Consider the following 11966-nt stretch of genomic DNA (forward strand, 5'->3'; position numbering starts at 1 on the left):
ATGAAGCGAACAGCCCTCAAGATCGCGATCGCCGTCAACATAGCCGTGGCCTTGGTCGTTCCATCGGCGAGGGCGGAAGATTACAAGCTCGGCGTGTCTGATCGACTAAAGATCAAGGTGCAGGAATGGCCGGATTTGACCGGCGAATACATGGTCGCTGCGGACGGCGCGATCTCCTTGCCGCTGATCGGAAACATTGATGTCGCGGGGTTGCGCCTGAACGATCTGGCGCGAGAGATATCGGATCGCCTACAACGGCGCTCGGAGGGCGCGGAGCGACCGGTTGCGGCAGTTGAGATCGTTCAATATCGGCCGTTTTCCATCGTCGGAGACGTCCAGCGCCCCGGGCAGTATCCATATCGGCCCGGCCTTACGGTCCTTGAGGCGGTCGGCATCGCTGGCGGATATTACCGTCCCGAATTCGGCTTGCTGCGCCTGGACCGTGACACGGCGCTGGCCAAGGGAGAGATGCGCGCCCTGTCGCTCAAACGGTGCCGCCTCCTGGCGCGTGCGGCGCGGCTGACTGCGGCGCTCGCTGGCCGCACGGACCTTCCTTTCCCGCCGGAGCTTGCTGATCGAAAGGACGATCCGGACATCGCCGCGATCGTCGAAGGCGAGCGTTCCGTGCTTGGCGTGGAAAATAACACAATTCGTTCGGAGCAGGCGGAGTTCGAAAAGATCAAGGCGCTCTATAACAACGAGACCGAATCGCTTCGTGGTCAGGTCGGTGCTTTGGCGCAGGAGAGAGACAGCACCCAGGAGCAGTTGAAGCAATTTCGCGCTCTTTCCGCGAAGGGACTTGCTCTCGCGCCGACCGTTTTCTCGATGGAGCGATCCCTCGCGCAGATCGTGAACGAGCAATTGAACATCGAAACGGCGATCGTAAAGGCGCAGGAGAGTATCGCCCTGGCCGAGCATCGGCTTCACGAACGGGCTCAGGAGAGAAGGAAGGCGGACGAAAGAGACCTGCAACAGACTAGGGATGACATCGCGGAGGTGCAGGCGCGGATCAAGACGCAGGGCGATTTGCTTATGGAGGCCCAGATCAGTGCGCCGGCCGAGGCCAGGGAGCGTCTGGCAGAGAAAGATCGGCGATCTGGATTCATACTCGTTCGGAGAAATGACGGGACGCCGCGTGAAATTACCGCGGACGAGACAGCTTCCGTACAGCCTGGCGACATCATCAAGGTGCCGGTGATCCGTTCCGAGCCCTACGAGACGAGCAATATGCTCAGTCTGTCTCAAGCCAAGGCCGAGAAGGCTGATCGGTGAATCAATCGGTTTTCTGAATGGCTCGCTGTTCTCGTCCGAGGCGTATGGCTGTCCGCATTCGTGGTTACGATCGCGAGCTCACATCGCTCCAGATATGATCCGTTGGGATGGACGGCTTCAAGGCACGCCTTGAAGCCAACCGGCGCCGTGCCGCTTGTATCCACATGCGCTCCCAATAAAACGTCGAGAGATGGGCCGTGAGCAGCGTGAGAATCAGACCAGCGGGGCGCTTGAGCAGATAGCGCTGGTAGATGCTGCCGTCGTTCCACCATCCGTGCGCCGTGAGCGGATGAAAGACGTAGAGCGCGTAGGAGGTTGCAGCGATATAGGCGAGGCTTTTGCTACCGAGTATGCCGAACAGCGCGTTCGGCGGCTGCGAAAGTGTCGCCCACAGCAGGAGGCCCGTCGCGTAAGGCCGCAGATATTGCAGCCAGCCGCTATCGGGATGCGAGCTTGCCGCCCACGCGCCTGCCGCGAGCGCCCAAACCAGCAGCGACGTCGAGGTGGGGAGGCGTCGCACCGGCAGCGTGGCAACGCAGGCCCCGACGAGAATCTCATCGATACGCAGGTGGGTGGCAACCTCGATCGGCGTGCCTTCCAGGATACGGAGAGCGGTGATGGTTGCACAGCAGGGCCAAACGGCGATCAGGCCCTTGCGTCCGGTCAGCGCAGCCAGCGCCGTGACAAAGACGTAGAAATGGACTTCCACGCACAGGGACCATAAGTGCTCGGTCACCGGAATCATCTGATCGAGCCGATAGTTTAAGATGAAGCCAAGATGGGAGAGCAGGGCCTGCCCGCTCAGGCCAAAGACGATGAACACCAGCGCGATGTAGAGGTACGCAAGCGGCAGGATCCGGACCATTCGCCTGATGATGAACTCGAAAATGGTCGCAGTGCGTAGGCTGCGAATGATCAGGTAGCCTGACAGGGCAAAGAATAGGCTCATGCCCATAGGCCCGGCGGTGGAGTTCAATTGCAGGTATTTGGGCCCGAGTGGAAGCAGGTGGGCCGCCAGGACGAGGCTGATGCTGATCGCGCGGAGCCCGTCGAGAGCTGGACTGTTATGCGTTGCGTTGTGGCCGGTTGTCGTGCCGGCACGCCAGTCTGTTCCTGGACGCGCAAAGTAGTGGCCAAGCCATCGCCGGACTTTGCGATCACGGTCAGCGTCGCGGCTTGTCGTCACTGGCCCCTGGCGTTCGGAACTGTCGCGCAAGGTCACCTTCGATCCGTTTCGCTTGGTTGGGGCAAGAACCGTGGATATGCGGGGATACCGAGTGACCGCGAGAGGTCCTCGATCAAGCCGCGAACGTGAACCGAGAGCTCGTGTCGAACGAGTGTGAGGGCCACAACCCAGGTCGCCACCGAGATTGCACCCGAAGCCGCAAATCCAAACAGAATCTCGGTGGGGCCTTGCGTCAAAGCATGTCGAAGGACGAGTGGGACGGGAAGCACCACCAACGTGGCAGCCAGGCTTTTGGCCCATGCCTTGAACAGCCTTGCAGGATCATACCCAACGACAGACCTCAGCACCGCCAAGTAGCAAGCTGCAAAGAACAGGCCGCTGACGGGCAGCGTCCAGATCGCGGCCTCAATCCCGAGCGTCAGGCCGATCCCAAGCATCATGATCGTAAAAACACAAACGGCGGCTTCGCAGGTAAAGAGGAGCCGCTGACGTCGCTTGACGATCAGGATATCGTAGTACGGGCCAGCCGTAAGCGTCACAGCGTGAGCAATCGCGATCGGGATCATCATCACGCCGGTGGCACGCCACGCCTCCCCGTAGATTGTCCTCACAAGCGGCTCGGCCCAAATCGCCAGCAGGGCATAGACCGGCCAGGCCAGACCCGTCATCGTCTCAACGAATGATCCGTAGATCGGCGCCAGATCGACGCCGCGGCTCTCCCGTTCGCCGAGGTTTGGCAGCAGGGGCTTGGTCATACCAAGCACAAGGCCGTTTCTGACGAAGGAAACCAAGTTCTGAGCGCGAGAAAACAAGGCTGCATTGGCAAGCCCGACGGCTCGGCCGATCATCAGTTCGGGTCCGGACAGCGTTGCGCTGCTAACCAGGAGTGTCGCCGAGGTCCAGCCCCCAAAAGCAAGCAGACGCCGCGAGCCCGCGAGCGTCGGCGCCAGGCGCAAGGCGTCGGGCTTATAGGCAATGGTCATTACGGCCGTGATCACGGCCGAGGCGAAATATCCCCACGCCAGCGCATCGGCTCCATATCCGAGCGCCGCAAGCGTGATCGAAACTGCGCTTTGACCGCTTGCCGCAACCAGGCCGACGATGAGCAGAGCGCCGAACCGCATTGCGCGCATCAGCCGCATCGTCGCCGGAAAGGCGACCGCAGGACAGAGTTGCGCAAATGCCAGAATCCTCAAAGAGTGACCGAGAGCCTCGTCGCCATAGAAAGAGGTCAGCGCAAAGCTCAACCCGAACAGCCCAATGGTGAGACAACCAGCTATCGTCAAGCTCAAGCCAAAGGCGGCACCCAGGAGCGAATCATCGAGCTTCGGGGAACTGACCACATATGATCCAAGTGCCGTGTCTTTCAGATCTGCGACCGTACCGGCAGCGGCTATTGCAATGGAGTAGGACCCGGCCTGTCGCGGCGTAAGCAGATGAGCGATCACCACACCGGTTGCGAAGAACAGCAGAAGCGTCGCATTCTGCTGTACGGCGGAACTTAGTATTGCCTGCCGCAGACGCATTACCGGGCCTCCCGCCTCTTGCCCGAAGCAAAAGCCTCGCTGAGCCGTCGCCGCAGGCCCGCCAACTGGGCGTTGTACGATACCGTCGCTGTGGCGGAAGGCTCTGGGCCGCTTAGGAGGGACGTCCGATCTGCCCGTCGCCTCCGTGCGGTAAACAAGGACGTTGCAAGGACTTCCGGCCGGAACCGACCATTTGGAGCGATCCGCCTCGCATCGACATCAAGCCGGCCGACCCGCGAAGTCCCGAGAAAGCCATGATCGAGGCCGCAGAGCTCCGGCTCGCCGGTAAACAAAAGCTCGTAACCTGCAGCGAGCGCCTGATCAGCAATCTCCGGCGTGTATGCTCCGTGCGGAAAGGAGAGTGCATCAACGGAGCCCTGGCCGTGCGGCGCGACGATCTCGCTCAGTACAGCACGAGGTTCGCGCAGTTCAGCCGGAATATCTGAAGAGAAGGGGAACGCAGTATGGGTCTTTCCGTGAGCACCGACGGAAATTCCATTCTGAACGAAAATTGCGATTTCCTCAGGTGTCAGCATCTGGCGGGGACGCCTGACCCGTTGCAAGTCGATCTCGAGCGCAGAGAGCGCGGTCGCGACCAGCTCCACCTCAAGCTCGGGACCGCGGCGCACGATATCCCAAACGAGATTGTCGCCGTCCGCATCGCTGTCTTCGCCAATCAGGAGCGTATGCAGATAGGCCAGTTGCTGTCGGCTGACCCGTCTACGCGCAACCGCGGAAAGCAAATCCTCCGTCCAGAGCCGCTCCTCGCTTCCAACCCGGTCCGATGTCACGAATACGGTCGCCGGCGCACCGTGCTTCCGCAGCAGCGGGAGCGCGTAATCGAAGTTGTCGGCAAACCCATCGTCGAATGTGAGCAGCAGGCTCCTTGCGGGCAGAGGGCGCTCCCTCCTCAGGGACTGCTTGACGTCGTCGAGCCCGACAATTGCGTAGTGATGTTTGAAGAACGCGAGGCATCGGTCGAACGTCGCGTCGTCAAGAGTCCATGGTGGAAGTGCCGTTTCCCAGCGTGCATCCCCTTGCTGCAGAACGCGGTGCAACGTGACGACCGTCAAGGTGCGCCGGTTGCGGAGCCGGTGATACAAAGATAGCGCGCCGATCCGGTAAAGCGACGTACGGATCAGCTCGCGCAGCCAGCGGATAGGCACGAATCGGGCCGCGCCTGAAGCGTCACGGCCGACGTAATTGAATGTCGCTTGCGTCGCCCTCACCACTGATCTCAACCACCGCGCACCGGAGCTGCTTCGAACTGAGCGATAGTCGGCTGTGAGGCCGAGGCGTCAATGACCAGTCAGGATTAGTACGCAATTTCGCCGGTCCGGGTCTGCCCACCGCGCAAGCGCGGCGTTACTGACTAGCCGACGAGCGACCGCGCATGGTCTTATGGTCTTAAGGGCAGCGTGCCGCAAGTTGGAACTGGCTGGACACAATCGCCCCTTCGCCGGGCTCACGATCGCGGGGATGTCACATGCAGGCACTCGAGATGATTGAACGGATGGTTCCTGGGCGGCTTCGCCAGAGCGCGCGCGAACTGGTGGACGTGGTGCTCGTTGGGCGGAGTGCTCGCGCTGGCGTTGCGATCGCGCCGCAGCGTCTCAACCGCGAATACGAGTTGGGACGATGGGATTATCTCAGCAATCTTGAGGAAATGGCACGATATGCGGTGATCGGCGGCTATTGCAGGTACGGCAGGGGTGTTTCGAGCGTGCTCGACCTCGGGTGCGGATCGGGTATTCTGCGCCACTGGTTCAGTCCGCTCGAGACCATCGAGTATGTCGGTGTCGATCTTTCCGATCGCGCCATCGACGTTGCGAGCCGCGCGTGGACGGACTCGCGCACGAAGTTCGTTGCGATGGACGTTGCGGCTTATACGCCGGAGCGCAAGTTCGACATGATCATCTTCAACGAGGTGCTCTACTATTTCGAGCGGCCGGAAGACATCCTGATGCGCTTCGCGGATTTCCTGGAGAGGGACGGATCCTTTCTCATATCCTTATGGGACTCAACCGACTCGCGACGGGCCTGGCATCACTCGCAAAGCACCGTGGACGTGATCGATAGCGTTCAGATCGATCATCAATCCGGAGTGTCCTGGAAGATCAGGCTCTGTCGACCGAGGGGCCGACACCACGACGCCATCGATAGAGCGGGCTTGTCACATGCATCGGGCAGCTTACGGAGCTGATCAGCGCGCGCAGCATCCGCTCAGGATCGCGAATGACGCGCCTGTCGTCCTGTACGTGGTCAACCAATATCCCGCTGTGACGCATACCTTCATCAAGAGGGAGGTGCAGGCGCTTGAGCGTTTGGGCGTCGAGGTGATCCGGGTGGCCGCGAGAGCTGGCAAGGCGCTGGTGGATCCAGGCGACATCGAGGAAGAAAGGCAAACGACCTATCTGCTTCGCCAGCCGTTTGGGTTGTTGCGGGCTGTAGCTCAGTTTCTGCTGCTGCACCCCCACCGCTTTGCGAGGGCCCTTGTGACGACGCTATGCCTGATGCGCAGGAGCGATCGGGGACCGCTGCTGCACGCCCTGTACCTGGTCGAGGCGTGCGGGGTCGCGTCGCTCGTTCGGCGAACCGGCGCCGCGCATATTCACGCTCATTTTGGAACGAACCCGGCCGAGCTTGCGCTCCTCGCCGCTCAACTCACGGGCGTGACGTTCAGCTTCACGGTCCACGGCTACGATGAATACGACAAGCCGGAATTCATTGGCTTGCGGACCAAGATCCATGAGGCTGCGTTCGTTGTGGCCGTGAGCCACTACGGCCGGTCTCAGCTCTACCGTTGGAGCGATGCGGTCGATCAGAGCAAGATCAAGCTTATCCGTTGTGGCTTAGATCAAGGATTCCACGAAGCGGCCGAAGATAGGCCGGATGATGCAGCGCGGTTGGTGTGTGTCGGTCGGCTATGCAAAGAAAAAGGCCAAAGCATTCTCATCAAGGCGGCAGCGGCGGTGGCTGCCGCAGGCCATCGATTCGAGCTGGCGATGATTGGGGACGGCGAAGCCCGACCTGAACTCGAAAGCCTGATTGAGGAACTCGGACTTTCGGGATCGGTCCGGCTGCTGGGCTGGCGAAGCAGCGCCGATGTTCGGCGCGAGATCTTGGGCGCTCGGGCGTTGGTCGTTGCAAGCTTGGCCGAAAACCTGCCCGTCGTGATCATGGAAGCAATGGCACTTCGGCGCCCGGTGGTGGCAACGCAAATTGCCGGAATCCCCGAATTGGTGCGCTCCCGCGAAACGGGTTGGCTTGTTCCCGCAGGGTGCGTGGAGGACCTTGCTGCCGCGATGACCGAATGTCTCCTCACACCGCGTGAGGAGCTACGCGCAATGGGGTGCAAATCGCGCGAACGTGTGGTGGCCCTGCATGATGTCGACCGTGAGGCGGCGGCCCTGGCTCGCCTGTTCGCAGAACAGGCTTCGTGTCGCCGCGATGCTCTTAATGCGGCGGAGCGGCCACTTACGACGGCGGCGCAATAGCAGAGTACGACAGTCGCGATTGCAATGCTGGTCCGGCAAAGCACTTTGATGCGCATACGGTTCCCATCGTGAACCAGAAGAACCACTGAAACTGCAGGTAATCGAGAAGGTTGTCCGAATAGAAGACGATGAGATAGCTGATACACAACATGAGCATCGTGAAGGAGCCGGCAAAGTCCCGGCCGATTGTGGAGATGAGCCTGAACGCGATCGCGGCCATCAAGAGGGCGAAGCTGGATAACCCGGCGATACCCATTTCAAAGTAGATTTGCAGAACAGCATTATGCGGACCGATCCCCTCCTGCCCGTCGCCGCGCGGGAAGAAGAGAGGAAAGTAGGATTGATAAGATCCCAAGCCATAGCCGAACAGACCGGAGGGATTGACGGCGAGCCATTCGAGCGTGTCGTTCCACAGCACTTCGCGCCAAGCCATTGAGTTCAGATGCTCGTAAGCACCGTCGATGGCGCCGGTCTCGAGGTCCGCCAATCGATCGGAAACTCCGGGAATGAGGAGCGCCGCGGGCAGAACGAGCACTGGAAGCAACCAGCGTCGGTCCACGACGATCGAGTAGCCGGTGATGAGAAGCAGCGCTGCGAGCCATGCGCTACGGGTCTTTGTCAGCAGCAGCAGGAAGAGAAGATAGAATGCGTAGCAAAATGTCGCTCGCCGCATGAACGCGGAGATGCGAAAATTCGCACTGCAGTGCATGTAGAGGATCAGGGCCAGAACGCCGACAATGTAAAACGCATAGATATTTGGATGCGTGAATGTGCTCTGCAATCTTTGCGATCCCGTCAAGGGGGCGGGCTGGGTTGCGAGCTCCAGCAGCGCATAAACCGACGGGATCAGTGATGAGCCGAGTGCCACCATGAGACATTGCGCGGCCGCTGCTCGGTTCCTGACGACGAGATAGGGCAGTGTGAAGGCGGCCGCATAGGTGGAGAGGGCCAGAATATCACGCACTCCCGCGCTTAGATCGGTCGTCTGAACAAGGGATATCGCGGCGGTCACAAGCAGGCTCGTCCATGCCAGCAGCGGCGCCGAGAGCGCGGCGTTGGGAACCTGAACGAGGGCGATCATCGCCAAAGCGATTACGAGCGCGTTGACTGCCGCGCCCGGTCCGGATTGTTGGCCGAGGCCGGCCTTTACCCAGTCGAATGCGCGGTCGCACGATGGGCGCAAGAGCATGACCGCCAGCATCATCTGGCGCGCGCCGATGACGCGCGTCAACAGAAGTAGCAGACCCACAACTGCCAGAATGATGGCGGACACGGCATTCCCGAGGCGGCACTATTGGACAGGTGTTAGCTCCAAGCGCCTCGTTCATTAGGGCGATCGCGCACGCGCCGCAAAAGCTCAAACGTATCGGCGGAGGCGCATCGGGCCTAGCACGGACGAAATATCGCCAGCCCAAAACATCGACTGTATCGTCTGCAATAACACGGCGCCTGTGGCGAGAGCGACCGCCGGAGGCGTGGTCGGCGGGAGCATGCTGAAGCGTGCTGCGCCGGCGGCGAAATGTTTGCACGTGCGACGGCTTGAGAACAACGGTTTCCCGGGGCGGGATGATCGTCGCCTCTCATGCGGGAGTGAGGATGCAATGGCCGACTGTTCTTGGCTCGTCAGGCCACTTGGCCGCAACCCCTAGCCGACGCGGTTTGATGCGCGGAGTGGCTCCGGCCGAGGCTGAACGGCCCGCGAGCGCCAAGCTTGATCATGGCGCGATCGTCGATACGCGGCTCGAGGCGCGTGGTCCCCGTCTGAGATCGAAGAGGGAGGTGCCGCGCGGACGGCGCGCAGGTCAAGGGAGGCAAAGCGGTCCCAATAGCACGAGCAAGAGAGCGTTCGATCTGGTGATTGCCGGAATTGCGCTTGTCGTTCTGTTTGTGCCGATCGTCGTCATCGCGATCGCGGTGATGGCGGAGACTCCGGGGCCAGTTCTGTTCCGGCAGTGGCGGGGTGGGCGCGACGGGCAGCGCTTTCAAATTCTGAAGTTCCGGACCATGACCTGCATGGAAGATGGCGCCGACGTTAGTCAGGCCCGGCCAGGCGATGCCCGCGTGACCAAAGTCGGACGGATCCTGCGCAGGACCAGTTTGGACGAGTTGCCTCAGCTTTGGAATGTTCTTCGGGGCGACATGTCGCTTGTCGGTCCCCGACCGCACGCGCTTGTCCACGATGCGATGTACTCCAGGTTGATCACCAGATACGCGTATCGTCACTCGGTGAGGCCGGGCATGACCGGTTGGGCGCAGGTGAATGGATGCAGGGGCGAGACGCGCGACTTGATAGCCATGGAGAGACGTGTCGCTCGCGATCTCGCATACATACGCCATTGGTCGTTTTGGCTTGATCTGGTCATCGTCGCGATGACGGTGAGGGAAGTGCTACGGTCGCAAAATGCGTGCTGACTGTGCAAGTTTCTCAGCAGCGTGGCGCAAGGTCGGGTGTTCCCGCATCGTGCGTCGGTCCGCGGAACGTCTCGCGTTCGAGCGAGATCGGGAACGGTGAGCGCCTGGAGCAAGTGTGTCGCGCGGGCAACGCTGCAAATGTTCCTCATGGTTGCGAACCAGGTTTGACTTCACTGCCGCGCGCATTCGGCGTTTCATGGTCGTGGACTCGGGGTTAAGGGCCTTCAAGTCGAAGGTATTTGAGGTGGGTCCGAGAGGGCTGCTGTCCAGCGCCAGCGGTCTCTTCGCGCGTCGATCCTGGGTTCACGTGACCTGGGTGGGACTACCCCGGAGTCGATCATGACAACACTGCAGGCCATCGCATTGGGAGCCATGCTGGCATGGACGCCAACGCTGATCGTTTTCGCGTTCTTGTTGTGGAACGTTCCTGAGCTCGAGGAAGAGTAGAGTAATCGCCGTGCGAGCTCATGGCGATTGACAGCCGCGCCGGTTGTGATCGGCGCACGCCACATCATCGCGTGGTTCGAGCCTGACGCATGCGCTCGGCGTTCGAGTTGAGAATGCTTCAATCCCCGGAGAAGCCGAAGGGGACGCTTGAGGTTCTGAAATCATCGGGAAGAATCTCACGTCCGATCGGCGGGGCCGATCGTGCGGTGCATCTCGGGCGGTGACAAACCCGGCACGCGACGCCGATTGGCGTCGGCTCGTCCACACGCGCACCGTGGCCATCGCGCGTATAGATCAACTGTCCGGCATGCTCGGCAGCGCAGCCGATCGCAATCGCTCGCTCCACGCGAATTGCGCCGAACGAACCTCCGCCGGCGGTCACCGTGCGGGCGATCGAAAAGAACCGCTGCCCATCGGGCAATTCGAGCCATTGCGTGACAATCTGGCGTGGCGTTCTGAACACCCCGTGGACGGACCAGAGCGGACACGCGCCTCCGTGTTTGGCGAAAGGGAATCCTGCACCGTCAAGCAGCTTGGAGACGTTGCCGGCCGGATCGACCCGGATCAGAAAGAACGGGACTTTCTCCGATCCAGGCCGTTGCAGGGTCGTCAGACGATGCGCTGTCTGTTCAAAACTGGTGCCGAATTGACGCGCGAGCGCCTCCAGATCGTAACGACGCGTTTCGACGGCCTTCGCAAAGGTGGAATAGGGCATGATGAGCGCGCCGGCGGCGTAGGCTGCAAGCGCCCGGCGTGCCAGCAACTCAGCGCTCTTGGTCGAAAACTTGCCGGCTTCGAGTGCCGGGCCAATCTCATCTTCCATTTCGAGATAAGCAAGTTGCTTGGCCAACTGAAAGTTGAGGCTTGCGGTATCGAGCGAGTCCTCAAGCAGGAGCTGTCTGCGATGGAGATCGAGCCGCCTGACCGAGCCGAGCATGACGTTCGGTGGCAGATAGCGCACTTGAAGATTATGACGTGCCCGGAACCGCTCAATAAATCCGGCGGGTCCGGAAGGCACCTGGGCGAGGCGCTCCGCTGCGTCGTCCAGGTTGGCGAAGTTGTTGCGGCGTGCGGCGAGGAATCGCCTGACTTCCGCGACGGGGTCGTTGGCGTCAAAGCTTTCCCGCCCCCGCGATGATGCCGCGCCTGTTAGCTCCGACGCGCTTCGCTCCGCGAGCGCCAATTGTTCTTCGCGATAGGCGGTGTAGAGGCGAAGGAATGCTTCGGTCATTCCCGGATAGCTGACGGCGAGATCGCTGATTTCAAGCGCGGGGATGTCGATGTCGGAAAACATCGGCTCCTTCAAAGCGGACTGCATGCGCGCGGTGTGATCGGCACCGCCGTCCCCGGCGAGATCGGCGAGGTCGATTTTGTAGGTGCGGGCAAGGCGAAGCAGCATGTCTGCCGTCACCGGTCGCTGGTTGCGTTCCAGGAGCGCGACGTAGGGTGCGGAAATCTCCAGATCGGCCGCCATGTCCGCCTGGGTCAGCCCGAGGTCGCGCCGAAGCCGTCGCAAGCGTGGTCCCATGAAGACGGAGCGCGTGCTGGAGGTTGCCATATCGAATTCCTGCGTATTGTAATGTTCTTACAACAATACACCATATTTCTGTAAAGTGTGACAAGTTT

General features: G+C 61.0%; 9 protein-coding genes. 4 read left to right on the forward strand and 5 right to left on the reverse strand.

The annotated features are described in order from the left end of the window. Entirely contained in the window at window positions 1–1272 is a 1272-nt protein-coding gene (locus P6U30_RS07380) for a polysaccharide biosynthesis/export family protein (protein WP_407168766.1), read from the forward strand. 64 nt (window positions 1273–1336) lie between these two features. On the opposite strand, the gene P6U30_RS07385 is transcribed toward P6U30_RS07380, so the two are convergent. The 3 genes from P6U30_RS07385 to P6U30_RS07395 are packed head-to-tail and all read right to left on the reverse strand — an operon-like array spanning window position 1337 to window position 5213. Continuing rightward, a complete protein-coding gene (locus P6U30_RS07385; protein ID WP_407168767.1) occupies window positions 1337–2488 on the reverse strand; it encodes an acyltransferase family protein in 1152 nt (383 codons plus the stop codon). A gap of 2 nt (window positions 2489–2490) precedes the next feature. Further along, on the reverse strand, window positions 2491–3984 hold the full coding sequence (locus P6U30_RS07390) for an oligosaccharide flippase family protein (protein WP_407168768.1): 1494 nt from the start codon (window positions 3982–3984) through the stop codon (window positions 2491–2493). After that, entirely contained in the window at window positions 3984–5213 is a 1230-nt protein-coding gene (locus P6U30_RS07395) for a polysaccharide deacetylase family protein (protein ID WP_407168769.1), read from the reverse strand. The genes P6U30_RS07390 and P6U30_RS07395 overlap by 1 nt, the downstream gene beginning before the upstream one ends. A gap of 257 nt (window positions 5214–5470) precedes the next feature. Between P6U30_RS07395 and P6U30_RS07400 the strand changes: the two genes are divergently transcribed. Next, window positions 5471–6187, forward strand: coding sequence for a class I SAM-dependent methyltransferase (locus P6U30_RS07400; protein ID WP_407168770.1), 717 nt, complete (start codon window positions 5471–5473; stop codon window positions 6185–6187). Continuing rightward, entirely contained in the window at window positions 6162–7481 is a 1320-nt protein-coding gene (locus P6U30_RS07405; RefSeq protein WP_407168771.1) for a glycosyltransferase family 4 protein, read from the forward strand. Before P6U30_RS07400 ends, P6U30_RS07405 begins: the two co-directional genes overlap by 26 nt. On the opposite strand, the gene P6U30_RS07410 is transcribed toward P6U30_RS07405, so the two are convergent. Then, entirely contained in the window at window positions 7462–8754 is a 1293-nt protein-coding gene (locus P6U30_RS07410) for an O-antigen ligase family protein (RefSeq protein WP_407168772.1), read from the reverse strand. The genes P6U30_RS07405 and P6U30_RS07410 overlap by 20 nt on opposite strands. Before the next feature lie 398 nt (window positions 8755–9152). On the opposite strand from P6U30_RS07410, the gene P6U30_RS07415 reads away from it, so the two are divergent. Then, window positions 9153–9893 carry an exopolysaccharide biosynthesis polyprenyl glycosylphosphotransferase gene (locus P6U30_RS07415; RefSeq protein WP_407168773.1) on the forward strand — a complete coding sequence of 247 codons (741 nt, stop codon included), beginning with the start codon at window positions 9153–9155 and terminating at the stop codon, window positions 9891–9893. A 565-nt stretch (window positions 9894–10458) separates the two neighbouring features. Here P6U30_RS07415 and P6U30_RS07420 read toward each other — a convergent pair. After that, window positions 10459–11898 carry a short-chain fatty acyl-CoA regulator family protein gene (locus P6U30_RS07420; RefSeq protein ID WP_407168774.1) on the reverse strand — a complete coding sequence of 480 codons (1440 nt, stop codon included), beginning with the start codon at window positions 11896–11898 and terminating at the stop codon, window positions 10459–10461. Window positions 11899–11966: the final 68 nt, after the last annotated feature.

It is taken from the genome of Bradyrhizobium sp. ORS 111, assembly GCF_045571485.1.
GTDB lineage: Bacteria > Pseudomonadota > Alphaproteobacteria > Rhizobiales > Xanthobacteraceae > Bradyrhizobium.

Excerpts from the sequence above, each read along its gene's own strand:
- P6U30_RS07380 (WP_407168766.1), top strand. The coding sequence starts at position 1 with ATGAAGCGAACAGCCCTCAAGATCGCGATCGCCGTCAACATAGCCGTG.
- P6U30_RS07390 (WP_407168768.1), bottom strand. The coding sequence starts at position 3,984 with ATGCGTCTGCGGCAGGCAATACTAAGTTCCGCCGTACAGCAGAATGCG.
- P6U30_RS07400 (WP_407168770.1), top strand. The coding sequence starts at position 5,471 with ATGCAGGCACTCGAGATGATTGAACGGATGGTTCCTGGGCGGCTTCGC.
- P6U30_RS07405 (WP_407168771.1), top strand. The coding sequence starts at position 6,162 with ATGCATCGGGCAGCTTACGGAGCTGATCAGCGCGCGCAGCATCCGCTC.
- P6U30_RS07420 (WP_407168774.1), bottom strand. The coding sequence starts at position 11,898 with ATGGCAACCTCCAGCACGCGCTCCGTCTTCATGGGACCACGCTTGCGA.